Annotated in this window: 27 protein-coding genes and 1 tRNA gene; 17 read left to right on the top strand and 11 right to left on the bottom strand. The window is 68.7% G+C overall.

Annotated elements, in window-relative coordinates; all coding sequences use genetic code 11:
* Positions 1-8 precede the first annotated feature (8 nt).
* Together P7V53_RS28425 and P7V53_RS28420 are read left to right on the top strand one after the other, a co-directional pair.
* Complete coding sequence (locus P7V53_RS28425; protein ID WP_280152848.1) at positions 9-1,754, top strand: proline--tRNA ligase; 1,746 nt, start codon at positions 9-11, stop codon at positions 1,752-1,754.
* Positions 1,755-1,795: 41 nt separating this feature from the next.
* Entirely contained in the window at positions 1,796-2,407 is a 612-nt protein-coding gene (locus P7V53_RS28420; RefSeq protein WP_280152847.1) for a lytic transglycosylase domain-containing protein, read from the top strand.
* 1 nt (position 2,408) lies between these two features.
* Here P7V53_RS28420 and P7V53_RS28415 read toward each other — a convergent pair whose 3' ends face one another.
* From P7V53_RS28415 to hemA, 6 genes are all read right to left on the bottom strand, one after another.
* Positions 2,409-2,981 (bottom strand): UbiX family flavin prenyltransferase, encoded by a 573-nt coding sequence (locus tag P7V53_RS28415; protein WP_280152846.1) that lies wholly within the window; start codon positions 2,979-2,981, stop codon positions 2,409-2,411.
* Positions 2,982-3,004: 23 nt separating this feature from the next.
* A complete protein-coding gene (gene grxD, locus P7V53_RS28410) occupies positions 3,005-3,328 on the bottom strand; it encodes a Grx4 family monothiol glutaredoxin (protein WP_280152845.1) in 324 nt (107 codons plus the stop codon).
* A gap of 66 nt (positions 3,329-3,394) precedes the next feature.
* Positions 3,395-4,018 (bottom strand): hypothetical protein, encoded by a 624-nt coding sequence (locus tag P7V53_RS28405; protein ID WP_280152844.1) that lies wholly within the window; start codon positions 4,016-4,018, stop codon positions 3,395-3,397.
* A gap of 188 nt (positions 4,019-4,206) precedes the next feature.
* On the bottom strand, positions 4,207-5,049 hold the full coding sequence (prmC, locus tag P7V53_RS28400) for a peptide chain release factor N(5)-glutamine methyltransferase (RefSeq protein ID WP_280152843.1): 843 nt from the start codon (positions 5,047-5,049) through the stop codon (positions 4,207-4,209).
* On the bottom strand, positions 5,046-6,131 hold the full coding sequence (gene prfA, locus P7V53_RS28395; protein WP_280152842.1) for a peptide chain release factor 1: 1,086 nt from the start codon (positions 6,129-6,131) through the stop codon (positions 5,046-5,048). Before prfA ends, prmC begins: the two co-directional genes overlap by 4 nt.
* 76 nt (positions 6,132-6,207) lie before the next feature.
* Positions 6,208-7,503: a glutamyl-tRNA reductase gene (hemA, locus tag P7V53_RS28390; protein ID WP_280152841.1), complete on the bottom strand. Its 1,296-nt coding sequence runs from the start codon at positions 7,501-7,503 to the stop codon at positions 6,208-6,210.
* Between the two features lie 111 nt (positions 7,504-7,614).
* Here hemA and P7V53_RS28385 point away from each other — a divergent pair, with 111 nt between their 5' ends.
* Positions 7,615-7,896, top strand: coding sequence for a hypothetical protein (locus tag P7V53_RS28385; RefSeq protein WP_280152840.1), 282 nt, complete (start codon positions 7,615-7,617; stop codon positions 7,894-7,896).
* Here P7V53_RS28385 and miaB read toward each other — a convergent pair.
* The gene (miaB, locus tag P7V53_RS28380; RefSeq protein WP_280152839.1) at positions 7,893-9,245 is read right to left on the bottom strand and encodes a tRNA (N6-isopentenyl adenosine(37)-C2)-methylthiotransferase MiaB; all 1,353 of its coding nucleotides are present in this window, start codon (positions 9,243-9,245) and stop codon (positions 7,893-7,895) included. The two genes, P7V53_RS28385 and miaB, sit on opposite strands and share 4 nt — an antisense overlap.
* A gap of 19 nt (positions 9,246-9,264) precedes the next feature.
* Positions 9,265-9,642 carry a hypothetical protein gene (locus tag P7V53_RS28375; RefSeq protein ID WP_280152838.1) on the bottom strand — a complete coding sequence of 126 codons (378 nt, stop codon included), beginning with the start codon at positions 9,640-9,642 and terminating at the stop codon, positions 9,265-9,267.
* Positions 9,643-9,984: 342 nt separating this feature from the next.
* Here P7V53_RS28375 and P7V53_RS28370 point away from each other — a divergent pair, with 342 nt between their 5' ends.
* Genes P7V53_RS28370 through P7V53_RS28315 form a run of 12 tightly spaced genes read left to right on the top strand, consistent with a single transcriptional unit; the run spans position 9,985 to position 21,664 of the window.
* Positions 9,985-11,103, top strand: coding sequence for a BMP family ABC transporter substrate-binding protein (locus P7V53_RS28370; RefSeq protein ID WP_280152837.1), 1,119 nt, complete (start codon positions 9,985-9,987; stop codon positions 11,101-11,103).
* A gap of 3 nt (positions 11,104-11,106) precedes the next feature.
* A complete protein-coding gene (locus tag P7V53_RS28365; RefSeq protein WP_280152836.1) occupies positions 11,107-12,213 on the top strand; it encodes an ABC transporter permease in 1,107 nt (368 codons plus the stop codon).
* Positions 12,210-13,133, top strand: a complete 924-nt coding sequence (locus P7V53_RS28360) for an ABC transporter permease (RefSeq protein ID WP_280152835.1) — start codon at positions 12,210-12,212, stop codon at positions 13,131-13,133. The genes P7V53_RS28365 and P7V53_RS28360 overlap by 4 nt, the downstream gene beginning before the upstream one ends.
* A 35-nt stretch (positions 13,134-13,168) precedes the next feature.
* The gene (locus P7V53_RS28355) at positions 13,169-13,852 is read left to right on the top strand and encodes an isochorismatase family cysteine hydrolase (RefSeq protein WP_280152834.1); all 684 of its coding nucleotides are present in this window, start codon (positions 13,169-13,171) and stop codon (positions 13,850-13,852) included.
* A 30-nt stretch (positions 13,853-13,882) separates the two neighbouring features.
* A complete protein-coding gene (locus P7V53_RS28350) occupies positions 13,883-14,875 on the top strand; it encodes an ABC transporter substrate-binding protein (protein ID WP_280152833.1) in 993 nt (330 codons plus the stop codon).
* A 4-nt stretch (positions 14,876-14,879) separates the two neighbouring features.
* On the top strand, positions 14,880-15,641 hold the full coding sequence (locus P7V53_RS28345) for an ABC transporter permease (RefSeq protein WP_280152832.1): 762 nt from the start codon (positions 14,880-14,882) through the stop codon (positions 15,639-15,641).
* On the top strand, positions 15,638-16,528 hold the full coding sequence (locus tag P7V53_RS28340) for an ABC transporter ATP-binding protein (RefSeq protein WP_280152831.1): 891 nt from the start codon (positions 15,638-15,640) through the stop codon (positions 16,526-16,528). The genes P7V53_RS28345 and P7V53_RS28340 overlap by 4 nt, the downstream gene beginning before the upstream one ends.
* Before the next feature lies 1 nt (position 16,529).
* Positions 16,530-18,071, top strand: coding sequence for an ABC transporter ATP-binding protein (locus P7V53_RS28335; protein WP_280152830.1), 1,542 nt, complete (start codon positions 16,530-16,532; stop codon positions 18,069-18,071).
* Positions 18,068-18,736, top strand: coding sequence for an isochorismatase family cysteine hydrolase (locus P7V53_RS28330; protein ID WP_280152829.1), 669 nt, complete (start codon positions 18,068-18,070; stop codon positions 18,734-18,736). Before P7V53_RS28335 ends, P7V53_RS28330 begins: the two co-directional genes overlap by 4 nt.
* Before the next feature lie 5 nt (positions 18,737-18,741).
* The gene (gene atzF, locus P7V53_RS28325; RefSeq protein WP_348273453.1) at positions 18,742-20,544 is read left to right on the top strand and encodes an allophanate hydrolase; all 1,803 of its coding nucleotides are present in this window, start codon (positions 18,742-18,744) and stop codon (positions 20,542-20,544) included.
* Complete coding sequence (hpxZ, locus tag P7V53_RS28320) at positions 20,541-20,939, top strand: oxalurate catabolism protein HpxZ (RefSeq protein ID WP_280152827.1); 399 nt, start codon at positions 20,541-20,543, stop codon at positions 20,937-20,939. The genes atzF and hpxZ overlap by 4 nt, the downstream gene beginning before the upstream one ends.
* Positions 20,936-21,664: a GntR family transcriptional regulator gene (locus tag P7V53_RS28315; protein WP_280152826.1), complete on the top strand. Its 729-nt coding sequence runs from the start codon at positions 20,936-20,938 to the stop codon at positions 21,662-21,664. The genes hpxZ and P7V53_RS28315 overlap by 4 nt, the downstream gene beginning before the upstream one ends.
* Positions 21,665-21,735: 71 nt before the next feature.
* On the opposite strand, the gene P7V53_RS28310 is transcribed toward P7V53_RS28315, so the two are convergent.
* A tRNA-Met gene (locus P7V53_RS28310) sits at positions 21,736-21,812 on the bottom strand.
* A 73-nt stretch (positions 21,813-21,885) separates the two neighbouring features.
* Here P7V53_RS28310 and ftsY point away from each other — a divergent pair.
* A complete protein-coding gene (ftsY, locus tag P7V53_RS28305; protein WP_280152825.1) occupies positions 21,886-22,992 on the top strand; it encodes a signal recognition particle-docking protein FtsY in 1,107 nt (368 codons plus the stop codon).
* Positions 22,993-22,998: 6 nt separating this feature from the next.
* Here ftsY and P7V53_RS28300 read toward each other — a convergent pair whose 3' ends face one another.
* Positions 22,999-23,727: a DUF2726 domain-containing protein gene (locus P7V53_RS28300; protein ID WP_280152824.1), complete on the bottom strand. Its 729-nt coding sequence runs from the start codon at positions 23,725-23,727 to the stop codon at positions 22,999-23,001.
* A 91-nt stretch (positions 23,728-23,818) separates the two neighbouring features.
* Positions 23,819-25,180, bottom strand: a complete 1,362-nt coding sequence (gene ffh, locus P7V53_RS28295; RefSeq protein WP_280156635.1) for a signal recognition particle protein — start codon at positions 25,178-25,180, stop codon at positions 23,819-23,821.
* Between the two features lie 70 nt (positions 25,181-25,250).
* On the opposite strand from ffh, the gene ccsA reads away from it, so the two are divergent.
* Positions 25,251-26,054: a cytochrome c biogenesis protein CcsA gene (ccsA, locus tag P7V53_RS28290; protein ID WP_280152823.1), complete on the top strand. Its 804-nt coding sequence runs from the start codon at positions 25,251-25,253 to the stop codon at positions 26,052-26,054.
* Positions 26,055-26,058: the final 4 nt, after the last annotated feature.

The raw sequence follows: 26,058 nt of genomic DNA, 5'->3' as shown, positions 1-26,058 counted from the left end.
CCCCTCGCATGAAAGCCTCCCAGTTCTTCATTTCCACGCTCAAGGAAGCCCCCGCCGACGCCGAGGTCGTGAGCCACAAGCTCATGATGCGAGCCGGCCTCATCAAGCGCCTCGGCGCAGGGATCTACAGCTACATGCCGATGGGCTTGCGCGTGATCCGCAAGGTCGAGGGCATCGTTCGCGAAGAGATGAATCGCGCCGGAGCCGTGGAACTGCTGATGCCCGTCGTGCAGCCGGCCGAACTGTGGCAGGAGACCGGCCGCTTCGAGAAGATGGGACCCGAACTGCTGCGCGTCAAAGATCGCCACGAGCGCGACTTCATCATCCAGCCGACCAGCGAAGAGGTCATCACCGACATCGCGCGGCAGGAACTGCGCAGCTACCGCTCGCTACCGCGAAACTTCTATCACATCCAAACCAAGTTCCGCGACGAGCGCCGTCCGCGTTTCGGCGTGATGCGCGGACGCGAGTTCACGATGAAGGACGCGTATTCGTTCGACCGCGACCTCGAGACCGCGCGCAAGAGCTACGCCGCGATGTACGACGCGTACGTCCGCATCTTCCAGCGCATGGGGCTCACGTTTCGTGCCGTGGCGGCCGACACGGGCGCGATCGGTGGCGATGTCTCGCATGAGTTCCAGGTCATCGCCGACACTGGCGAGGACGCGATCGTCTACTGCCCGACGTCGGATTACGCCGCGAACATCGAACTCGCCGAGGCCCTTCCCATCCTCACGCAGCGGGCCGCACCCGCCAAGGCGCTGGCGAAGACGCCGACCCCCGGCAAGGCCACTTGCGAGGACGTGGCGGCACTGCTGGATGTGCCGTTGTCGACGACGGTGAAGTCACTCGTCCTGGCCACCGACGAGAAGAGCGGCGCGGGCGATGTCGTCAAGACGACGGTCTGGCTGCTTCTGGTGCGCGGCGACCATGCTCTGAACGAAGTCAAGGCGAGCAAGATACCCGGCTTGAAGCAAGGCCACCGCTTTGCAACGGTTGCCGAGATCGAGGACCACTTCGGCTGCAAGCCCGGCTATCTCGGGCCCATCGCGACGAAGAAGCCGGTGAAGGTCATTGCCGACCGCACAGTCGCCAATATGAGCGACTTCATCTGCGGCGCGAACGAAGCCGACTTTCACTTCACCGGCGTCAATTGGGGGCGTGACCTGCCCGAGCCCGACGGCGTGGCCGACATCCGCAACGTCGTCGAAGGCGACGCCTCGCCTGATGGCAAGGGTGTTCTGGCGATCCAGCGCGGCATCGAGGTCGGGCACGTCTTCCTGCTGGGGACACGCTACACGCAGGACATGAACTGCACCTATCTCGACGAGAACGGCAAGCCGCAGCTCATGCAGATGGGCTGCTACGGCATCGGCATCACGCGGGTGGTCGGCGCGGCGATCGAGCAGAACCACGACGAGCGCGGCATTGCCTGGCCGGATGCGCTGGCTCCCTTCACGGTCGTGATCTGTCCCATCGGCTACGACCGCTCGGCCGAGGTCAAGACGGCCGCCGACGCGCTGCATGCGGCGCTGCAGGCTCAAGGCATCGACGTGATGCTCGACGACCGCGGCGAACGGCCGGGCGCCATGTTTGCCGACTGGGAACTGATAGGCGTACCGCACCGCGTCGTCATCTCTGACCGCGGATTGAAGGAAGGCAAGGTCGAGTACCAGGGGCGCCGCGACGCGCAAGCCACCTCGATCGGCGCGGCGCAGGTGCTGGCCTTCGTGAAGGACAAGTTGTCGGTATGACGCAGGCTCTCTCCCCGCGCGGGAGAGCGAGGCGCTGTCTCATGCTGAGCGCGCTCACGGGCGCGTGCGGTCTCGCGGCATCGCCGGGCGCGCATGCCGGCGCGCAGGTCGAGGAGCCGCTGGCCGATGCGGTCCGCTCCGCGCTCGCGGCCGCGATCGCCAACAGTGCACCGCCCAAGCCGGTCTTCGAAACCACCGAGGCTCGCCTGGCTTACCTGCGCTGGCTCGGCGAGATGAGCACGCGCCTGAAGAAGCGCAAGTCGGACCACGTGACGCGGGTGGAATTTCTCGAGACCGTGTGGTACGAGAGCAAGCGAGCGGGCCTGGAGCCGGCACTGGTGCTCGGCCTGGTCCAGGTCGAGAGCGGCTTTCGCAAGTACGCCATCAGCAGCGCCGGGGCGCGTGGCTACATGCAGGTGATGCCCTTCTGGGCACGGCTCATTGGCGGCGGCAACACGCTGGGGCTGTTCCACATGCAGACCAACCTGCGCTTCGGCTGCGTGATCCTGCGCCACTACCTCGACATCGAGCGCGGCGACCTGTTCATGGCGCTCGGCCGCTACAACGGCAGCCGCGGCCGCCCCGAGTACCCCAATCTCGTGTTCGGCGCGCGCAAGGCGTGGGAGTACAAGCCGGCTGCTGTCGGCGCCTGAGCTACAGCCCCTTCCAGGGTTTGGGAATCGCGGCCTCGACGCCGATCAGCGCGAGCACGCGCTCGACGGTGTCGCGCACCAGTTCGTCGATGCTCTGCGGCCGGTGGTAGAAGGCCGGCAGCGGCGGGAAGATCACGCCGCCCATTTCGGTGAGCGCAATCATGTTGCGCAGGTGGGCGAGGTTGAACGGCGTCTCTCGCACCATCAGAACCAGACGGCGACGTTCCTTCAAGGTGACGTCCGCGGCCCGCGTCAGCAGGTTGTCCGACAGGCCGTGCGCGATGGCGGCGAGCGTCTTCATCGAGCACGGCGCGATGACCATCGCGTCGGTGGCGAAAGAGCCGCTCGCAATGGCGGCGCCGACGTCCGAGGGGCTGTACGCGACGTCGGCGAGGTCTTCCAGGGCCTTGCGGTCGAGTCCCAGCTCGTGGTGCACGTTCAGCACCCCGGCGGCGCTGACGACGAGGTGAGTTTCGCGGCGGGCGGCCCTCAGCCGTTCGAGCAATCGCACGGCATAGACGGCGCCGGTGGCGCCCGTCACGCCGACCACCACGCGGGAGGGGACCGGGGTCACGGGCTCCGCCGGGCGTTGCAGGCTCACGCGCGCGCGTCGCTGCCGAGCATCTGCTGCAACTCGCCCGCCTGGTACATCTCCATCATGATGTCCGAGCCGCCGACGAATTCGCCGTTCACGTACAGCTGCGGGATGGTGGGCCAGTTGGCGAAGTCCTTGATGCCCTGCCGCACGGCATCGTCTTCGAGCACGTTGACCGTGGTGAGGTCGTTGACGCCACAGGCCTTGAGGATCTGCACGGCGCGGCCCGAGAAGCCGCACATGGGGAATTGCGCGGTGCCTTTCATGAACAGCACCACTCGGTTCGATTTGACGAGGTCGGCGATGCGCTGTTGAACGTCGGTCATGGTCGCGGGGCCACGGAGGGCCGGAAGGGTCGATCAGCCGAGGTTATACGGCAAAGCCGAAGGCCTCTAGAACGAGTACGAAACCCCGACCTGCACCAGTGGCGACAGCCGCATGTCGCGCAGCACGTCTTCGAGGTTCTGACCGCTGAGCACCCTGCCGAACTTCACCGCCGACGCCGGACTCAGGGCCATCAGGCCCAGGTCGGCGCTGAACCCCCAGCCGCTCTTGCCGTAAAGGCCGGTATAGCCCACGCCGACGTACGGCACCGCACCCGGCTCCTGCGTGGCGTCGGACGGCGTCGTGAGCCCGAAGCTCCCCAGGCTGCGTCGATCGACGCTGAAGGCGCGTCCGCCGAACGCCGTCGTGGCGCCGGTGGACAGCAGTGAACTCGACCGGTTGCCGAGAAAGACGCCGCTGGTGGCGCGAAAACCGCCGGTGTTGCCCAGACGCAGCGAGCGCGCGAAGTAGTAGTCGCCCAGCAAGGTGGCGCCGCTCAGCTTCACGCCCGCGCCGGCGGGATTCATCGGGTCCTGTCCGAACAGGGGGGAGGTGGTTCCTAGCGACAGGCGGCCCTGCCACTGAGGCCACGGCGCCTCCTTGGGCGGCACCAGGCCGGCGCCTTCGACTGCCGAAACGCTGGCCACAGCGCTGAGTGCCACCGCGGCCACCAACCAGTGTGCTGATCGCATGACGAGCTCCCAACAGTTGCCTGCGCAGGCGGAGCCGGTACGGTAGACCGGCCCTTGGCTTTGATGCTACGCCGCCGCCGAAGTTTTGGGGAAGCGTCGCCGGCCCGACTCCCTTGGATGTCCAAGGACGTGGCTCATTTCGCACGAAATCAGGCACTGCTGCGGCATCGGCGCCACATCGAGAGGATTCAAACAGGCCCCGGACACCGGCCGCCGCTGCAGCGCAGCACGCCTGCGAGGTCCGCGCGCGATTGCAGATCGACCAGACCGGCCTCGGCAAGGATGGATCGAACTGCGTCGGCCTGCTCATGGCCATGTTCGAGCAGCAGCCAGCCGCCCGCTTCGAGGTGCTTGCCTGCTGCCGATGCGATGCAGCGGATCGCGTCGAGACCGTCCCGGCCGGAGCGCAGGGCCGCCTGGGGCTCGTGGCGCAGCGCTGGCAGATGGGGGTCGGCCTCGGCGATGTAGGGCGGATTGGACAGCGCCAGGGCGAAGCGCCGTCCGCGCACGGCGTGCCACCAGTCGCCCGCGACGAAGCGCACCGGCAGGCCGAGCCGCCGGGCATTGGCGTGCGCCACGCGCAGTGCGGCCGCGCTGCTGTCCGTCGCCGTCACGTCGGCCCGCCGGCATGCATGGCAGACAGCCAGCGCCACCGCGCCGCTGCCCGTGCCCAGATCGACCACCTGCGGCGACGGAACCGCCGACAGCGGCCCTTCGAGCAGATCGAGCGCCCAGCGGACCAGCGTCTCGGTGTCGGGGCGCGGCACGAGCACCGCGGGACTCACGGTGAGCAGCAGGCCGTGGAATTCCTTCTCCCCGACGATGTAGGCCAGTGGCTCACCGGCGGCACGGCGCTCGATCGCCTTCAGGTAAGCCGCGGATTGGTCCTCGCGCAGCACCGCGTCGTCGTTGGCGATCAGCCACGGGCGCGGACGCCCGAGCGCACGGGCCAGCAGCAGCTGCGCATCCAGCCGGTCGACACCGCTGGCGCGTGCCACCGACAACGCTGCAGCCACCGTGAGGCCGCTCATGCCTCGCCGCTCTCCAGCGCCGCCAGTTGCTGCGCGGCGCGTGCGGCGTCGAGCGCGTCGATCACTTCGTCGAGGTCGCCATCGAGGATGAATTGCAGTTTGTACAGCGTCAAGTTGATGCGGTGATCGGTGAGACGGCCCTGCGGGAAGTTGTAGGTGCGGATGCGGTCGCTGCGGTCGCCGCTGCCGATCAATCCCTTTCGCGTCGCCGCCTCCTTGGCCGCGCGCTCCGCCCGGTCCTTCTCGCGCAGGCGTGCTGCAAGCACCGCCATCGCCTTCGCCTTGTTGCGATGCTGGGAGCGGTCATCCTGGCATTCCGCGACGATGCCGGTGGGCAGGTGGGTGATGCGGATCGCGCTGTCGGTCTTGTTGACGTGCTGTCCGCCTGCGCCGCTGGCGCGAAAGGTGTCGATGCGCAGCTCCGCGGGATTGAGCTGCACCTCCTCGGCTTCGTCCGGTTCGGGCAGGACGGCGACGGTGCAGGCGCTGGTGTGGATGCGGCCCTGCGTTTCGGTGGCCGGCACGCGCTGGACGCGGTGACCGCCCGACTCGAACTTGAGCCGTCCGTAGACCGCTTCGCCTTCGATGCGGAACACCACTTCCTTGTAGCCGCCCAGGTCGCTGATGCTCTCCGACAAGACCTCGGTGCGCCAGCCGCGTCGTTCGGCGTAACGCAGGTACATGCGCGCGAGGTCGGCAGCGAACAGGGTCGATTCGTCGCCGCCGGTTCCCGCGCGGATCTCCAGGAAGGCATTGCGCGCATCGTCGGGATCGCGCGGCAGCAGGGCGGTCTGCAGTTCCAGGTGCAGGCGCTCGATGTCGCCTTGCGCCGCAGCCACCTCCTCCTGCGCCATGTCGGCCATGTCGGGGTCGGCGAGCATCTCGCGCGCACCGGCCAGGTCGTGCTCGCGCCGCTCGAATCGGCGGAAGCGCTCGACGACGCCCGACACGTCGGCATGCTCGCGCGTCAGGTCGCGAAAGCGCTTCATGTCCCCGGCGATGGTCGGGTCGGACAGCGTCGCATCGAGTTCGTCGAGCCGCATCGCGAGGCGCTGGAACTGTTGACGCAGGGAATCTTTCATGAGGTGCTCGTCGAAAGGGCTGGGAACACCGCGCGAAGCTCACGCAAGACATCACCGCCCGGGCTGGCGGACGTCGCTAACGCTGGTTGTCGCCGGGAGTGCGCGCCGCGCCGCGCAGGAACAGGCGCGACACCGTCTGCGCGAGCTGGGCGCGCTGCTCGCCGTCGGCCGCATGCAGCTCGGCGAGCGCCCCGTGCAACATCTTCTGTGTGAGCCCGCGCGACAGCGCGTCCAGCACCGCCTCGACGTCCTCGCCCTTGGCCAACAGCTTGCGGGCGCGCGCGATCTCCCCGGCACGCCAATCGTCGGCCTGCGCGTTGAGAGCCTGGATCAGCGGTACGGTGCCCCGCTGGTCGAGCCAATGCACGAAGCCCTGCACGCCGGTCTCGATGATGGCCTCGGCCTGTTCCACCGCGGCCTGGCGCTTTTCGCCGGCGATCTGGACCAGCGCCGACAAATCGTCGACTGTGTAGAGATAGACATCGCGCAGCCGCGCCACTTCGGGCTCGATGTCGCGCGGCACCGCCAGGTCGACCATGAACATCGGACGGTGCTTGCGTGCTTTCAGCGCACGCTCGACGGCACCCAGGCCGATGATCGGCAGCGAGCTCGCCGTGCACGACACGACGACGTCGAAGTCGGCCAGGCGCTGCGGCAGATCGGCCAGGCGCAGCGCTTCGGCGCCGAAGCGCACGGCGAGCTTCTCGCCGCGTTCGAGTGTGCGATTGGCCACGGCCAGCGCGCGCGGCGTCCTGGCGGCGAAGTGCGTGGCGACCAGCTCGATCATCTCGCCCGCGCCGACGAACAGCACCTTCAGCTCCCGCAGGTCTTCGAACAGCTGCGAAGCCAGGCGCACCGATGCGGCGGCCATGCTGATGGAGTGCGCGCCGATCTCGGTGCAGGTGCGCACTTCCTTGGCGACGGCAAACGACCGCTGGAACATCTGGTGCAGCGTCGTGCCCAGCGTGCCGGCCGTGTCGGCTTCGCGCACCGCCTGCTTCATCTGCCCCAGGATCTGCGGCTCGCCGAGCACCATCGAGTCGAGACCGCTGGCGACGCGAAACGCGTGCCGGGCAGCCGCGCCGCCCTGCAGCACGTACGCGTGATCGCGCAGCGTGTGGCTGCCGACGCCGCCCACCTCGGCCAGCCAGTCGACCGCCGGCGTCAGCAATGCGGAAGCATCGCCCGGCTCGCCGGCGACATAGAGCTCGGTGCGGTTGCAGGTGGAGACCAGAGCGGCCTCGGGCGCTCGCTGCACGCGCTCGCGGAAGGCCTGGAGCGCCGGCACGAGTTGCTCGTTCGAGAACGCAAAGCGGCCGCGCAGGTCCAGCGGCGCCGTCGCATGGTTCAGACCGAGAGCCAGGACACTCATGCCTCGATTATAAAATTCGTTGCCATTCAAGGACTTGAGCGTTGCCCAAAGCCCCGTGCCGGGCTTGCGCCAGATCAGGTCCGATCTCACGTCTTACCCGGTTTTTCCCCTTTGGACTTCCTCGGCGGCCTCTGGCACTTGCTCAACTTCTATGCGCCGGCCGCCGGCATCGGCTTGTTCGCCTCGGCGATGGCCAAGCTGCTGTGGCTGCGCGATCTGAAGGGCGTGTCGTGGGCGCGCCTGTGGCTGTGGTCGTCGGGCTGTGCGGCGGTGGTGGGCACCGTCGGCCTGCTGGTGCTGGGTCGCGACGGCAAGATGGCCACCTACGGCGCCATGGTCCTCGCCTGCGCGCTGACCTTGTGGTGGCGGGCCTTCGGGCCCGGCCGACGCTAGCGCCAGCCGCGCAGCGAGACGTCCTCGTTCAGCTGCACTTCCGCTCGCAGCGAATGCGGATAGGCCTCGGTGATCGTCACGTCGATCATGCGGCCGATGAGGCGTGGCTGGCCCTTGAAGTTGACGATGCGGTTGCACTCGGTGCGGCCCATCAGCTCGCTCTTGTCCTTGCGCGAAGGGCCCTCGACGAGGATGCGCTGCGCCGTGCCGACCAGCGACGCGCTGATGCGCCTGGCGTTGTCTTCGATCACCGCCTGCAGCTTCTGCAGCCGCCGCAGCTTCACCTCTTGCGCAGTGTCGTCGTGCAGGGCCGCCGCGGGCGTGCCGGGCCGTGCGCTGAAGACGAAGCTGAAGCTGGCATCGAATCCGACGTCGTCGATCAGCTTCATCGTCTTGGCGAAGTCGTCCTCCGTCTCGCCGGGGAAGCCGACGATGAAGTCGGTCGACAGCCGGATGTGGGGCCGAATCGCGCGCAGCTTGCGGACCGTGCTCTTGTATTCCATGGCCGTGTAGCCGCGCTTCATGGCCATGAGGATGCGGTCGCTGCCGTGCTGCACGGGCAGGTGAAGGTGGTTCACGAGCTGCGGGACCTTTGCGTAGACGTCGATCAGGCGCTGCGTGAATTCGTTCGGATGGCTCGTCGTGTAGCGGATGCGCTCGATGCCGGGGATGTCCGCCACGTATTCGATCAGCAGCGCGAAGTCGGCGATCTCCGCGGTGTCGCCCATGGCGCCCCGGTAGGCGTTGACGTTCTGCCCGAGCAGGGTGACTTCCTTGACGCCCTGGTCGGCGAGCCCCGCCACCTCGACCAGCACGTCGTCGAACGGCCGCGAGACCTCTTCCCCGCGGGTGTACGGCACGACACAGTAGCTGCAGTACTTGGAGCAGCCTTCCATGATGGAGACGAAGGCCGATGCACCGTCCACGCGCGCCGGCGGCAGGTGGTCGAACTTCTCGATCTCCGGAAAGCTGATGTCGACCTGCGGCCGGCGCTGCTGCACGCGGCGTGACAGCATGTCGGGCAGCCGGTGAAGGGTCTGCGGGCCGAAGACGACGTCGACATACGGCGCGCGCTCGATGATGGCCGCGCCCTCCTGGCTCGCCACGCAGCCGCCCACGCCGATCATCACGCCCTTGGCTTTGAGGTGCTTCACGCGACCCAGGTCGCTGAACACCTTCTCCTGCGCCTTCTCGCGCACCGAGCAGGTGTTGAACAGGATCAGGTCCGCCTGCTCCACATCGGCGGTCGGCTCGTAGCCTTGGGCGGCATGCAGCACGTCTGCCATCTTGTCCGAGTCGTACTCGTTCATCTGGCAGCCGAAGGTCTTGATGTACACCTTCTTGCTCATTTGGCGACCTCCGGCCGGCTCACGGCTTGGTCCAGACTTGCGCCACCGGGTCGAAGCTCCAGGCCTGGGCTTCCTGCGCGGTGACCGGCCACGGCTTCTTCGCCGCTTCGTCCGGAGTCAGGACCCAGACGTCCTTCACCAGGCCCTGCATGTCGACGGTGTAGTTCACCAGCAGCTTGGCTCCCAGCAGAGAGCCCGACATGGCCAGCATGTTGTCCTGGCCTCGGATGCGCAGGCCTGGCGCGAGGCGCGCCGGCTTCCCGTTCAGCGTGGCGTCCGATGTCGATGTCAGCACGAGCGCGCCGCGCAAGGCGTTCTGGGGGAAGGCTCGCTGCTGAGCGGCCGCGGGCGCGACCAGGCAGATGGCTGCCGCGGTAGCGAGGGCACAGCGGTACATGGTGTAGATCCAGTGGCTGTTGAGGAAACGGGAAAGGCCGAGAGCAAAACGGCTCCGTGGGGAGCCGAATGGATCGGATTATGCCGGGTTCGCCGTGGGCGCTGGTGCCCGATCGATGCCCCGGCGCGGGGCATCGATCCCGAAATGCGGGCGTCCTGCGGCCGCATGCCGGGACGCGTACGGCACGCCCTCGGGCCGAGCTGTCGCTCGTCCACCGAGGCGAACTCCAGCGATGGGCGCCTGCTGCGCCGATCCGGTCGTCCGTTGGCCCGATCGTTGCTTGTATACCAACCGGCACACCAGATGCGTGCATACGCACCGACACCAGCAGAGGAGCGATCGATGACAGACCGGCAATGGGATCGACGGGAGTGGCTGAAGGGCGCGACGGCCCTCGCAGCGGGGACGGCGACGATGGGGTGGGGCGCGGCCTTGGCACAGGGCAAGCCGGTCACCGTGGGCTTCATCTACGTCGGCCCGCGCGACGACTACGGCTACAACCAGGCGCATGCCGAGGGCGCCGCGGCGGTGAAGGCGCTGCCGGGCATCAAGATCGTCGAGGAAGAGAACGTGCCCGAGACGGTGGCCGTGCAGAAGGCCATGCAGGGCATGATCGTGCAGGACGGCGCAACGCTGCTGTTCCCCACCTCCTTCGGCTACTTCGATCCCCACGTGCTGGCGGTGGCGGCGAAGAATCCGAGCATCCGATTCGCGCACTGCGGCGGACTCTGGAACGAAGCCAAGCATCCGAGGAACGCCGGCAGCTTCTTCGGCTACATCGACGAGGCCCAGTACCTCAACGGCGTCGTCGCCGGCCACATGACGAAGTCCAGGAAGCTGGGCTTCATCGCGGCCAAGCCCATTCCGCAGGTGCTGCGCAACATCAACGCCTTCACCCTGGGGGCGCGCTCCGTCCGTCCCGACGTCACGACGACGGTGATCTTCACCGGCGACTGGTCGATGGCGGTCAAGGAGGCGGAGGCGACGAACAGCCTCGCCGACCACGGGATCGACGTGTTGACGATGCACGTGGACGGCCCCAAGGTCATCGTCGAGACGGCCGCCAAGCGCGGCAAGCTGGTCTGCGGCTACCACGCGAGCCAGGCCAAGCTCGCCCCCAACGCCTATCTCACCGGCGCCGAGTGGAACTGGGCGACGGCCTACAAGCAGATCGTCGAGGCGGCGCGCAGCGGCAAGCCGCATCCGAATTTCGTCCGCGGCGGCCTGAAGGACGGCTTCGTCAAGAACTCGCCCTACGGCGCCATGGTGAGCGAGGCCGCGCGCAAGCAGGCCGATGCGGTGCGCGCGCAGATGGTCGCGGGCCAGTTCGACATCTTCAAGGGCGCGCTGAAGGACAACACCGGCAAGGTCGTCATCCCGGCCGGCAAGGTGTTGAAGCAGACCGACCTCGAGCTCGAATCGATGAACTACCTGGTCGAAGGCGTTGTCGGCACGGTCTAGGCGATGAACGACGCGGCGCGTTCCTGGCAGGGTCCGGCGGAGGCGGTTCTGCTGCCCGTCGTTGCTCTTGCGGCCGCGCTGCTCTGCTTCGGCGTGTTCGTCTGGTTCGGCGGCCACAGTCCTGTCGACGCCTGGGCGCTGCTGTTTCGCGGCGCCTTCGGCGACAGCTTCTCATGGCAGAACACGCTGTTGCGTGCGGCGCCGCTGATGCTCACCGGCCTGGCCGTCGCGTTGCCGGCGCGTGCCGGGCTGGTGGTCATCGGCGGCGAAGGCGCCTTCGCGCTCGGCGCGCTGGGTTGTGCCGCGCTGCCCCTGCTGCTGCCGCTGCCGCACGGCGCTGCGGGCAGTGCAGTGGTGCTGGCGAGCGGGGCGGCGTGCGGCGCGGCCTGGGTCGCCCTGGCGGGCCTGCTTCGCCAATGGCGGGGTGTCAACGAGACCATCTCGAGCCTGCTGCTCGGCTACATCGCGCTGGCGCTTTTCCGCCATTTCGTGGAGGGCCCGATGCGCGATCCGGCGAGTCTCAACAAGCCGTCGACGCCGCCGCTCGAAGAGAGCCTTCGCATCGGCGCCATCGTTCCGGACGGCATGCTCGGCGATGTGCATTGGGGACTGGCCTTCGGCCTCGTCGCCTGCGTGGCGGCCGGCGTGTGGCTCAGCTTCAGCGTGCCGGGTTTTGCGGTGCGCGTGGTCGGCGGCAACGTGCGCGCCGCCCGCGGCGTCGGGCTTGCGGCGAACCGGCTGATCGTGCTGGCCTGCGCGGCGGGCGGGGCATGCGCAGGCCTGGCCGGCGCGATCGAAGTCGCGGCGGTGCACACCTCGGCCAACGCGTCGGTGCTCGCCGGCTTCGGCTACACGGGCATCCTGGTGTCCTTCGTGGCGCGCCACAACCCGTGGGCCATCCCGCCGGTGGCCATCCTGTTCGGCGGCTTCGCCGCGGCCGGCAGCCTGCTGCAGCGGCGCATGGGCCTGCCCGATGCGTCGGTGCTGGTGCTGCAGGGCTTCGCCTTCGTGACGATCCTCGGCGCCGAGGCCATGCGCGGGCGGCTGTTCGCCTGGCGGCTCGCCATGCCGATGCGGCCGCGACTGGCGAGCGGGAGGGTCACGGCATGAACGTCGAGCCCTGGGGCACCTTGCTGCTCGCGATGCTGGGCGGCGCGATCCGCGTCGGCACGCCGTTTCTGTTCGTGAGCCTGGGCGAGTGCCTCACCGAGAAGTCGGGCCGCGTGAACCTCGGTCTGGAAGGCGTCCTCGTCTTCTCGGCGATGGCGGGATTCGCCGGCGCCTGGACGAGCGGCTCGCCGTGGATCGGCGTGCTGGCCGCCGGCGCGAGCGGCGCGCTGCTCGCGCTGCTGCACGGCCTGCTGTGCTCGCTGCCGCGGGTCTCCGACATCGCGACCGGCATCGCGCTGATGCTGCTCGGCACTGGGCTCGCGTTCTATCTCGGCAAGCCGCTGATCCAGCCGCAGGCGCCGCAGATCCCGGCGATCGCGCTCGGTGCGTGGAGCGACTCGCCTGCAGTGCAGGCAGCACTCGCCGTCAACGCGCTGTTCCCGATCGGGCTGGCCCTGGCCGCTCTGATGGCCTGGGGCTTCGCCAACACACGCTTCGGTCTCGTCGTCCGCATGGCCGGCGACTCGACCGACGCGGCGCGCGCGCTGGGCTATTCGGTCAATCGCGTACGCATCGCCGCCACCACCACGGGCGGCTTCATCGCCGGCCTGGGCGGCGCCTCCCTGTCGCTGTACTACCCGGGGAGCTGGAACGAAGGGCTGTCGAGCGGGCAGGGGCTCATCGCGGTCGCGCTGGTCATCTTCGCGCGCTGGCGACCGCTCGCCTGCCTGGCGGCTGCATTGCTGTTCGGCGGCGCGGGCGCGATCGGCCCGGCGCTGCAATCGGTGGGCCTCAGCGGCGGCTATCACCACCTGATCAATGCCGTGCCCTATGCGCTCACGCTGGCGATCCTCGTGGCGACCTGCTCGCCGCGGCGCTCGCTGAAGGGCGCGCCCGTCGAGCTGACGCTGTCGCGATGACCGCCGACGGTCTGGACCATTGAAGGAGGCTTTCGATGCCCACGCTCCGCGCCGAACCCTACGCCTGGCCCTACGACGGTCAGCTCACGCCGCGCAACACCGCGCTGGTGATCATCGACATGCAGACCGATTTCTGCGGTATCGGCGGCTACGTCGACAAGATGGGCTACGACCTGTCGCTGACGCGCGCGCCGATCGAGCCGATCAAGGCCTTGCTCACGGTGGCCCGCGAGGTGGGACTGCACGTGATCCACACCCGCGAAGGGCATCGCCCCGACCTGGCCGACCTGCCCGACAACAAGCGGTGGCGCTCGCAGCGCATCGGCGCCGGCATCGGCGACGCAGGTCCGTGTGGGCGCATCCTGGTGCGCGGCGAGCCCGGCTGGGAGATCATCCCGGAGCTCGCACCGGTGGACGGCGAGCCCGTCATCGACAAGCCGGGCAAGGGTTCGTTCTGCGCCACCGATCTCGAGCTGATCCTGCACACGCGGGGCATCCGCAACCTGATCCTGACCGGCATCACGACCGACGTCTGCGTGCACACCACGATGCGCGAAGCCAACGACCGCGGGTTCGAGTGCGTGATGCTGGCCGACTGCACGGGCGCGACGGACCGCGGCAACCATGAGGCCGCGCTGAAGATGATCCAGATGCAAGGCGGTGTTTTCGGCGCCGTCGCGCAATCGACGGCCGTCATCGAGGCGCTGCGCGCGCTCTGACACCACGAACATCCAAGGAAGGGGAACCCCATGAGCGCTCTGATCCGCACCTTGTCGCGACGCCGCCTGCTCCAGGCCGGTGCGGCCTGCGCCGCACTGGTCGGCTTGTCACGCAAGTCGGTTGCGGCCGACGACCGGATCGTGATCGGCTTCTGGCCGATCGCGTCGGGCCTGCCCCTGTATGTCGGCCTGGAGCGCGGCATCTTCAAGGAAGCCGGCCTGCAGGTGGAGGGGGCCAAGTTCGCGAGCGCGCAGCAGGTGGCCGAGGCGATGATCGCGGGGCGGGTGCACGGATCGGCCAACGGCACCGCGTCGGCCGCGCTGGGCCTGGCCGAGATCACCAGCCCGGGGCTCTTCAAGATCATCTGCAGCAACCCGAGCAACCGCCACCTGGTGCTCGACCAGTTCGTCGTGCCGAAGGACTCGCCGGTCAAGAGCATTGCCGAGCTGGCGGGCAAGAGGATTGCATCGGGGCCCGGCATCCAGAATGTCACGCTGGCCAAGGTGATCCTCGAGAAGAACGGCATCCCCAATCCGCAGGTCACCGAGCTCCCGATCGGACAGCACGTGCCGGCGCTCGCAGCCGGCCAGCTCGATGCGGTGTACACGCTGGAGCCCACCGGCACGGCAGGCCGGCTCAAGGGACTCACGCGGGTGCTCGAGCCCGGCGTGATCTCGACGTACGTGCTGGGCAACCCCGATGCACCGTGGTTCGGCGGCTCGGCGAGCGTGACGAGCGCGTTCATGCGCGAGAAGCCGGAGCTCGCACGGCGCTACGTCGCTGCCTATTCGAAGGCGGTGGAGTGGGTGCGCAGGAATCCGGAGGAGTCGCGCACCCACCTGGACGGCTTCACGTCGATCGACGCTTCGCTGGTGAAGGAGGTGCCGCTGTCCGGCTTCACGCTGTACAACGAGTTCAAGCCGAGCGATATCGAGTACTTCCAGAAGTTCTTCGACGTCTTCACCGAGCGCAAGATCTTCAGCCGCAAGCTGGACGTCAAGTCGCTGCTCTACACGGGCTGACGCCATGCAGCGCCTCCTCCACCGCCGCTGGCTGCCGCTGCTGGGCCCGCTGCTCATGCTCGCGCTGTGGCAGCTCATGATCTCGGCGCAGTGGATCAAGCCCGTGCTGCTGCCGCCGCCGGGCCAGACGCTCGCGCATCTCGCCGAGGTGTTCGCAAGCGGTGCCATTCTTCCCGACCTGTGGGCCACGGTGTACCGCACGCTCGCGTCGTTCGGCATCGCGGTGCTGATCGGCGTGCCGCTCGGCGTGATCCTCGGCGCCTCCGAGAGCGCGTACCGCAGCGTCGAGTTCGTCATCGACTTCTTCCGCTCCACGCCCAGCTCTGCGCTGATCCCGCTGTTCCTGCTGATCTTCGGCATCACCGACATCAACAAGATCGCGATTGCCAGCTTCGGCGCGATGCTCATCGTGCTGTTCAACAGCGCCTACGGCGTCATGCATGCCAAGAAGACGCGTGTGATGGCCGCGCAGATCATGGGCGTGTCGCGGCTGCACGTGTTCGCCGACGTGATGCTGATGGAAAGCCTGGCGCAGACGTTCGTCGGGTTGCGCAGTGCGGTGTCGATGGCGCTGGTCATCGTCATCGTCGCCGAGATGTTCATCGGCTCGGAGACCGGGCTGGGCCACCGCATCATCGATGCGCAGCAGGTGTTCAACGTGAAGGACATGTACACCTCCATCCTCGTCACCGGCGCGCTGGGGTACCTGCTGAACCTGGGTTTCCTGTTGATCGAGAAGAGGCTCATTCACTGGAGCGCGAAATGAACCACCCGCGGAGCGCGTTCGATGTCCTCCCTCGAGAAGGTGTGTCGGGCGGCCCGGCGAAGCCGGATCCGCGGCAGCCGCTCGAGGGGTCGCTCCTTGAGACGGACACCGTGCTCACGCTGCGCCCCGCACCGTCCACGCACGTGACGGTGCGCGGCCTGAGCAAGTCCTTCGCGGGCGTGCCGCTGTACAGCAACTTCAACCTCGACCTCCCGCGCGGGCGCATCGTGTCGATCTTCGGTCCCAACGGCTGCGGCAAGTCGACGCTGATGAACATGATCGCCGGGTTGGTGAAGCCCGACGCCGGCGAGATCCTGTTCGACGGCAAGTCACTGAAGGACACACAGATCGGCTACGTGTTCCAGAACTACCGTGACGCGCTGTTCCCCTGGCTCAGCGCCTGGCACAACATCGCCTACCCGCTGAAGCGGCGCGGCATGAAGCCAGCCGACGTGCGCGCTCGGGTGGACGAGCTGGCGGCGCTGTTCGAGATCCGCTTCGACCTCAAGCGCTATCCGTACGAGCTGTCGGGCGGGCAGATGCAGACCGTCTGCATCATGCGCTCGCTCGCCACGCGGCCCGAGGTGCTGTTTCTCGACGAGCCATTCTCCGCACTGGATTTCGAGATGACGCTGTTCATCCGCGCCAAGCTGCAGGAGGCGCAGATCGCCACCGGCACGACGATGGTGATCGTCTCGCACGACCTCGAGGATGCGGTGTTCCTTGCCGATCGCATCCTCCTGCTCACGCGCCGGCCGACCCGCATCGCCGAAATCGTGCCCTTCGAGATGCCGCGGCCGCGCATGCCGGAAGCGGTGTCCGACATGGAGTTCGTGCGCGTGAAGTCGCACACGCTCGACGTGTTCCGGCGGGAAATGGCCGCGTGATATGCATGCCGTCGCGCTCGAGACATTCAAGCTGACCAAGCGCTTCGGTGCGTTCACGGCGCTCGACAGCGTGTCGCTTGCCGTTCGCCCGGGCACCGTGCATGCGCTGCTCGGCGAGAACGGCGCGGGCAAGAGCACGCTGGTGAAGTGCATCGTCGGCTACCACCGGGCGGACGACGGCGCCGTCCTCGTCGACGGGCGCGAGCAGGACATCCATGCGCCCGCCGCGGCGCGCGCCTTGGGCATCGGCATGGTCTACCAGCACTTCACCGTGGTGCCGGGCATGAGCGTGGCCGAGAACCTGCTGCTCGCGCGCGGGCGGGTGCCGCTGGTCGTCGACTGGCGCGCGGCGCGTGCCGAGCTGGCTGCCTTCATGCGCAGCGCGCCGTTCAGCCTCGACCTCGACGCGATGCCGCGCGACCTGTCGGCCGGCGAAAGGCAGAAGCTGGAGATCCTCAAGCAGCTCTTTCTGCGGCCGCGCCTGCTGATCCTCGACGAGCCGACCTCGGTGCTGACGCCGCAGGAGGCCGACGAGGTGCTGAGCGCCTTGCGCGAGCGCGCGCACGCGGGCGACTGCTCGGTGATCCTGATCACCCACAAGTTCCGCGAAGTGACGGCGCATGCCGACGATGTCAGCGTGCTGCGTCGGGGCCGGCTCGTCGAGAGCCTGCCGGTGGCCGAGACGACGCCTCAACAACTGGCCGCGGCAATGATGGGCGAATCGCGTGCCGCCATGGCCGCGCCCTTGCAGCGCACACAGCGGCCGCCCGGGGCGGTGAGGCTCGCCATCGAGGACCTGCAGGTGATGGGCGATCGCGGCCAGCCGGCGGTGCGCGACTTGACGCTGTCCGTGCGCGTCGGTGAGATCGTCGGCATCGCCGGCGTCTCGGGCAACGGCCAGCGCGAGCTGATGCAGGCGCTGACCGGCCAGCGTGCGCGCGAAGCCGGCCGAGTGAGCGTGGCCGGCCAGGCGTTCGGCGCCACCCGCCGCCAGAACCGCGCGCTGAAGGTGCGCAGCCTGCCCGAAGAGCCGCTGGCCAACGCCTGCGTCGGCGACCTCGGCGTGGCGCACAACATGGCGCTGCGCTGCTTCGACGAGCCGCCGCATGCGCGCGCGGGCTGGATCCTCTGGGGCTCGCTGCGCCGGCGTGCGCGGTCGTGGATCGCGGAGTACGGCATCAAGGCGCAGAGCGAGCGCGCGCCGATGCGTTCGCTGTCGGGCGGCAACGTGCAGCGCGCGGTGCTGGCGCGCGAGCTGTCCGATGAGGCCGAGCTGCTGCTCGTGTCCAACCCCGTGTTCGGGCTCGACTTCGCCGCGGTGGCCGAGATCCATGCGCGACTGATGGCTGCCCGCAACCGGGGCGCGGCCGTGCTGCTGGTCAGCGAAGACCTCGACGAGCTGCTGCTGCTGGCCGATCGCATCGTCGTGATGAGCGACGGCCGCATCGTGCACGAGGTCGCCGCCGCGGAGGCCGACCGCCATGCGCTGGGCGCCTGCATGGCGGGGCGTGCGCATGCCTTCATCGAACGGAGGGCGGCATGACCATCTCCCTGGCGGCCACGCCTTTCGACTACCGCTTCGACCCGCCGCGCACCGCGCTGGTCATCATCGACATGCAGCGCGACTTCATCGAGCCGGGCGGCTTCGGCGAGTCGCTCGGCAACGACGTGACGCGGCTGCAACGCATCGTGCCCACGGTGCGCCGCGTCCTCGAGGTGTGGCGGGCGGCCGGCGGCCTGGTGGTGCACACGCGCGAAGCGCATGCCCCGGACCTTTCCGACTGCCCGCCCGCCAAGCGCACCCGCGGCAACCCCCGCCTGCGCATCGGAGATGCGGGCCCGATGGGCCGCATCCTCGTCGCCGGCGAGCCCGGCAACGACATCGTGCCGGGCCTCGAGCCGCGCGGCGACGAGCTGCTGATCGACAAGCCGGGCAAGGGCGCCTTCCACGCGACCGACCTCCACGCGCAGCTCCAGCAGCGGGGCATCACCCACCTGGTGTTCATGGGCGTGACGACCGAGGTGTGCGTGCAGACCTCGATGCGCGAGGCCAACGACCGGGGCTACGAGTGCCTGCTGGTGGAGGACGCCACCGAGAGCTACTTCCCCGAGTTCAAGGCGGCGACGCTGGCGATGGTGACGGCGCAGGGCGCGATCGTCGGCTGGACCGCGCCGGCTGCCGCCCTCATCGAAAGCCTTTCGCGATGACAGCCATGCCCATCACCCTCGCCGACTGGCAGCGCGAGTATCGCCATGGGGCCGATCCCTCGGTGCTGGTCGGCGCGGCGCTGGCGCGACTCTCGTCCGACGATCCCGCGTGGATCCACCGTTGCGACCGGCGAGTCGTCGAGGACCAGCTCGCACGCCTGCAGGTGCTGCCACGCACGCTGCCGCTGTGGGGCGTGCCCTTTGCGGTGAAGGACAACATCGATGTCGCCGGTGTGCCGACGACCGCGGCTTGCCCTGCCTTCGCGTATGTGCCCGAGCGGCATGCGACGGTCGTGCAGCGGCTGCTCGACGCCGGCGCGGTGATGGTCGGCAAGACCAATCTCGATCAGTTCGCCACCGGCCTGGTCGGCACGCGCTCGCCTTACGGCGAGGTGCCGAACAGCTTCGATCCGGCCTACGTGAGCGGCGGATCGAGCTCCGGCTCGGCATCGGTGGTGGCGCGCGGGCTGGTGCCCTTCGCGCTGGGCACCGACACCGCCGGCTCGGGGCGCGTGCCCGCGGGCTTCAACAACCTGGTCGGACTCAAGCCGACGCCGGGTCTGGTTCCGATGGGCGGTGTTCTGCCGGCGTGCCGCACGCTCGACGTCGTGTCGGTCTTCGCGCTCACCGTCGCCGATGCGGCGCGGGTGACCGCCCTGATGGGCGGTCCGTTGCCCGACGAGGCGTGCTTCCATCCGGTGCGCCTGCAGCGCCCGTGGTTCGGTCGCACCGGCGCCGCCTTGCGGGTGGGCGTGCCCCTTCGCAGCGAATGCGATGCCGCCCTGGGGTACGAACGCGCATGGCAAGACGCGGTGGAGCGGCTGGCCACGCTGGGAGCCGAAGTCGTCGCAGTCGACATGAATGCATGGTTCGACGTCGCCGAGCTGCTCTACGACGGTCCTTGGGTGGCCGAACGCCACGCCGTCGTGCAGGCGCTCATCGAATCGAGACCCGAAGCGCTCGATCCGACCGTGCGCGAGGTGATCGCCCGTGCGCAAGGCCACGACGCCACCGCTGCCTTCCGCGCGCGATACCGGCTCGAAGAGGCCCGCGCGCGCATCGCGCCTGCATGGCAGGACTTCGATGTGCTGATGGTGCCGACGGCCACCACCTGCCCCACGCGCGCAGCTGTCGCCGAATCGCCGGTGGCGCGCAACAGCGAGCTGGGACGCTACACGAACTTCGTCAACCTGCTGGACCTGTCGGCGCTGGCCCTGCCGGCCGGCATCACGGCGCGCGGGTTGCCGTTCGGCATCACCTTCATCGCGCCGGGCGGCTGCGATGCGGCGCTGGTGCAGCTCGCGCTGCGGTGGGAAGCGGCCAGCGCATTGCCGCTCGGCGCGCGGCTGCGCGACGCCGCGGCCGAGGACCGCGCCCTGCGGGCAGGCCCCGCGGCGGGGGCCACCGTGCCCATCGCCGTCGTGGGAGCGCATCTGTCGGGGATGCCCTTGCACGGGCAGATCGTCGAGCGCGGCTGCCGGCTGCTCGCGGCCACGCGCACCGCGCCCCACTACCGTCTGCATGCGCTGGCCGGCACGTCGCCGCCCAAGCCGGGTCTCGCGCGGGTGCCGGAGGGCGGCAGTGCCATTGCGGTCGAGGTGTATGAGATGCCGCTGGAGCAGGTCGGCTCCTTCCTGACGCTCATCCCGCCGCCGCTCGGCCTCGGCTCGGTGGAGCTCGCCGAGGATTGCGGGCCGTGGGGCCGCTGGGTCAAGGGCTTCATCTGCGAGCCGCATGCGCTGGCCGGCGCGCCCGACGTCAGCCGGTTCGGCGGATGGCGTGCCTATGTCGAGAGCACGGCGCGATGACGCTTCACGACGTCGATCGTCCGCAGGTGCTGGCCGAGGTGCGGCGCGTGTTCGCGGACTACGAGCGCGCGCTGATGGCCAACGACGTGGAGGCACTCAACGCCTTCTTCTGGGCGGATGAGCGCACGACGCGCTACGGCATCGCGGACCGGCAGTGGGGCATCGCCGAGCTCGCCGCGTTTCGCGCCGCAACGCCGGCGCCCACCTTCACCCGCACGCTGCTGAACCCGCGAATCACGGCCTATGGCGACGGGTTCGCGGTGGCGCAGGTGGAGTTCGTTCGCAGCGACACACCGCTGCGCGGTTTCCAGACGCAGACCTGGGTCCGGTTCGCCGAAGGGTGGAAGATCGTCGCCGCCCATGTCAGCATGATCGCTTTCGACGAAACCCGATGAAGCCCGTTCGCCCCCGCATCGCGATCGCCGCCGGCCCTGCCATCGTGCCGCTGCCCGCCGCGACGGAACCCGCCAGCCTGGCCGACCAGGCTTATGCCCAGGTCAAGGCGATGATCTTTGACTTCGCGCTGCTGCCCGGCGACCGCTTCTCCGAGTCGGAGCTCGCGCAGCGCGTGCAGGTCAGCCGCACCCCGCTGCGGCAGGCACTGCAGCGGCTCGAGCGGGAAGGCTTTCTGCTCGTCTTTCCGAAGCTCGGCTGGCAGGTGGCGCCGCTCGACTTCGACACCTTCGACGCGCTGTACGACTTGCGCGTGCTGATCGAATGCCATGCCGTGCAGCACCTGGCCGCGATCGAGGACCGTCCGCAGCTCGAGGCGCTGGCCGAGCTGTGGCTGGTGCCCCCCGCGGAGCGGCTGGCCGACGGCGCGGCGGTGGGCGCGCTGGACGAAGCCTTCCATGCCTTGCTGGTGCAAGGCAGCGGCAACCGCGAGATGGAGCGCGTGCACCGGGAGATCACCGAGCGCATCCGGATCATTCGCCGACTCGATTTCACCAAGGGCGCGCGGGTGGAGGCGACCTATGACGAGCACGCCCGCATCCTGCGCGCCATCACCCGCCGCCGCGGCGACGAGGCGCAGCGGCTGCTGCGGGCGCACATCGAGCAGAGCAAGCTCGAAGTCAGGCACATCACGCTCGATACGCTGTATCGCTTGCGGCAGGGGTAGGCTTGCGGGAGCGATCAGACAGCTTGAAACGCCATGACGTGGGGAAGGCCCACTAAGCTGTCGATCTTGTTTGGTGGCGCTTCAGGGACTCGAACCCCGGACCTGCGGATTATGATTCCGTCGCTCTAACCGACTGAGCTAAAGCGCCTGAGCCCGTGATTATAGCGTGGCACGTCGGCTGCCCCGTTCACCAGCCCCATCACTCGACACAGCGCGCCCGCATGTTCAGCTTCTTCAAGAAAAAGACCCCGGCCGACGCCGTTGCTCCGCCCCCGGACGCACCGGTCGCGCCGCCGGTTCCGTCCGCGGCGCCCGCCGAGCGCACCTGGCGCGAGCGACTCGGCTTCGGTGCGCCGCCGGCCCCGTCGACCGAGCCGGCGATCGAGGCGCCGCCACCGACGCCGCAGCCCGAGCCCCCGTCGCCCGAGGAGCGCAAGACCTGGCTCGACAAGCTGCGCCTCGGCTTGCGCAAGACAGGCACCAGCATCGCGCAGGTGTTCACCGGCACGCAGATCGACGATGCGCTGTACGAGGAGCTCGAGGCCGCCCTGCTGATGGCCGACACGGGCGTGAAGGCCACCGAGTTCCTGCTCGCCGATCTCAAGCAGCGCGTGAAGGACGCACGCGCCATCGATCCGTCCGCCGTCAAGTCCCTGCTGGCCGACGCCGTCACCGACCTGCTGCGCCCGCTCGAGAAGCAGCTCACCATCGGGGAGGCCCTGCCGACCGTGATGATGGTGGCCGGCGTCAACGGCGCGGGCAAGACGACGAGCATCGGCAAGCTCACCCGCCATCTCGCCGACGGCGGCGAGAAGGTCCTGCTGGCCGCCGCCGACACCTTTCGTGCCGCGGCGCGCGAACAGCTGGCGGTGTGGGCCGGCCGCACCAACGTCGAAATCGTGAGCCAGGAAGGCGGCGATCCGTCGGCCGTCACATTCGATGCCGTGCTCGCCGGCAAGGCGCGCCGCTGCGATGTCGTCATCGCCGACACCGCCGGCCGCCTGCCGACGCAGCTTCACCTGATGGAAGAGCTGAGGAAGATCAAGCGCACCATCGCCAAGGCGCAGGAGGGCGCGCCGCATGAAATCCTGCTCGTCGTCGATGGCAACACGGGCCAGAACGCGTTGACACAGGTGAAGGCTTTCGACGATGCGCTGCAGCTCACCGGACTCATCGTGACCAAGCTCGACGGCACGGCCAAAGGAGGCATGCTTGCCGCGATTGCCCGCGAGCGGCCCGTGCCGGTCTACTTCATCGGCGTTGGCGAAAAGCTCGAGGACCTGGAGACCTTCGACGCCCGCGAGTTTGCCAACGCATTGCTGGCCTGATGAAGCTCAGCGGCCCGGCGGGCGCGGCTTGGGATCGGTACTCGCTTTGGGCGGCTCGCCCGCCAACGGTGCGGGCGCCGAGTCGAGATCGTCAAACCAGGTCGATGGCGGCGGCTCGCGCATCGGCATGACCTCTTCGAGAGGCGGGTTGGCGGCAGTGGAGGCCATGCGACCCGGCAGTGAATGCGCAGCGGCGACGGCCGCCTCGTCCTGAGCAGCTTCCTCCGGTTGCATCGGAAGGATGGCTCGGCGCGCGGCTTCGACCGTCGGCAGTGCCGACCCGCGCCACAGATGCACCGGAATCTGCGCTGCGCCGAGCACGCGCATCATGCGCTCGCGTCGACGATGCGCGCGACCGCCTGCCTCGTCCTCCTCTGCCTGGATCTCGACCACGGCAATGACCTGCGAGTGCCGGTCGCACACCACGAGGTCGGCGTTGATCTGGCCGACGCGACGCAGCCACTCGGTGTACGAATTGCGGGTCGGCACCTTGATGAAACGCTGCAGGGGGACCTGCGCAAGGATCATGTGCGCCGGAAGCGCATGTCGCAGCACGTCGTAGGCCTGGCGTTCAGCGGTGGTGAGAACGCGTGTGGCCTGCGGCGGCCAGCCGGCCAGCGTGTCGACGTTGTCCCCCGAGTGGCTGGGTGCCGCCGGCTTGCCGCGGGAGCGTATGCCCCACCAGACGACCACCACGGCAAGCAGAACGGCAAGGGCGATGAGGAATGTGCTCAAGGGGGCAGACAGCAAGTGGACAACGCACAAACATATCCGCGCTGTCGAGTGCGGTCAATGTGCGAAGTTCGCGCTGGCGCGCGCTACGCACTCAACGGGGTCCGGGAAAGCCCTTCATTGCGCCCATGCGCTTCATCATCTTCATCATCCCGCCGCCCTTCATCTTCTTCATCATGTCGCGCATCTGCTCGAACTGATTGAGCAGCCGGTTCACCTCCTGGACCTGCACGCCAGCGCCGGCAGCGATGCGACGCTTGCGCGTCGCCTTGATGAGTTCGGGCTTGCGGCGCTCCAGCGGCGTCATGGAGCAGATGATGCCCTCCATGCGGCGCACATCCCGCTCGGCCTTGTCGACATCGACGGCGCCGGCCTTCGCGGTCATCTGGGCGGGCAGCTTGTCCATCAATCCCGAGAGACCGCCCATCTTCTTCATTTGTGAGATCTGTGACAGAAAGTCGTTGAGGTCGAAGGCGTTGCCGGACTTGACCTTCTCGGCCAGCTTTTGCGCCGCTGCCATGTCGACGCCCTTGGTCACCTCCTCGACCAACGCGACGATGTCGCCCATGCCGAGGATTCGTCCGGCATGGCGTTCGGCGTCGAACACCTCGAGCCCGTCGATCTTCTCGCTGATGCCCGCGAACTTGATCGGCGCGCCGGTGATCTGCCGCACCGACAGCGCAGCGCCGCCGCGCGAGTCGCCGTCCGTCTTGGTGAGAACGATGCCGGTGAGCGGCAGCGCTTCGTTGAAGGCCTTGGCGGTGTTGATCGCGTCCTGCCCCTGCATGGCGTCGACGACGAACAACGTCTCGACCGGCTTGAGCGCGGCATGCAGGTCGGCGATCTCCTTCATCAGCGCTTCGTCGATCGCCAGCCGGCCGGCGGTGTCGACGAGCAGCACGTCGAAGTAGTGCCGCTTCGCATGGTCGAGCGCGGCGGCCGCGATGGCGACCGGCTTGTCGTCGGCATGCGACGGAAACCATTCGGCACCAGCCTGTTTGGTCACGGTCTTGAGCTGCTCGATCGCCGCCGGGCGATACACGTCGGCCGACACCGTGAGCACCTTCTTCTTGCGCTTGTCGACCAGGTGCTTGGCGAGCTTGGCCGTGGTGGTCGTCTTGCCGGCGCCTTGCAGCCCGGCCATCAGGATGACCGCCGGCGGCTGCGCCACCAGGTTGATGTCGGACACGCCTTCGCCCATCGTCGCCGCCAGCTCGCGGTTGACGATGCCCACCAGCGCCTGCCCCGGCGACAGCGAGCCGACGACCTCGGCGCCCAGCGCCTTGTCCTTGACGCGAGCGATGAAGTCGCGCACCACCGGCAGCGCGACGTCGGCTTCGAGCAGCGCCATGCGCACCTCGCGCAGCATGTCCTGCACGTTGCTTTCGGTGATGCGCGCCTGGCCGCGCATCGTCTTGACGAGGCGGCTCAGCCGGTCGGTGAGGGTGGATGCCATTTGCTTGTGAGCTCCGCGAGGACTTGTGGCAGCGGGCGCTGCGGGCGGAACGCGAAAGTACACTTTGCGAATGATTTTATCGTTCTGGCTGCTGCCCGGCGCGTTGGCCCTCATGGCCTACGCCGTCGCGGCGCTGCTGCCGCCAAGCGCCGCGACACCGGCTCGCGCCTCGCTCATCGTCGCCTGGCTCGCGCATGCCGCCGCCATCGCCATCGACACGTCGGGCGCCGGGTCGGCCGAAAGTGGTGCGCGCTTCGGCTTCGCACCGGCACTCTCGGTGACGCTGTGGCTGGTGATCGCGGTCTATCTGATCGAGAGCCGTTCCCTGCCGCTGCTCGGCGTGCGCCGCAGCCTCGCCGTGCTGGGCGCCGTCGCGGTCGTTCTCGCGCTGCTGTTTCCCGGCGAATTGCGGCCGCAGGCGCTGTCGAGATGGGCGCCGCTGCATTGGGTGATGGGCATCGCGTCGTATGGCCTGTTCGGCGCGGCAGTGCTGCACGCCGCCATGCTCAGCCGCGCGGATCGGCAGATGCGCCAGCTGCCTCAGCGGTCCGCGGCAGGCGGCGCGACGGGCTTGCCGCTGCTGCGGCTCGAGCGGCTCACGTTCCGCTTCGTCGCCGCGGGATTCGCGGTGCTGACCGCCGCGCTGGTGCTTGGATGGTGGTTCGCCCGCCCGTGGCACTGGGACCACAAGACCGTGCTGTCGATGCTCGGCTGGGGTGTGTTCGCGGCGCTGCTTGCGGGCAGGCGCATCTTCGGCTGGCGTGGCCCGCTGGCGACCCGGTGGCTCTACGCGGGCGCCGGCCTGCTGCTGCTCGCCTACGTCGGATCGCGCTTCGTCTTCGAGGTCGTGCTGCACCGCTCGCCGACCCTCTGATCCG

Origin of the sequence: Piscinibacter sp. XHJ-5 (genome assembly GCF_029855045.1) — a bacterium.
Lineage (GTDB): Bacteria > Pseudomonadota > Gammaproteobacteria > Burkholderiales > Burkholderiaceae_C > Albitalea.
Note: the sequence above shows the minus strand (reverse complement) of the source record. Positions and strands in the feature narration are given on the sequence as shown.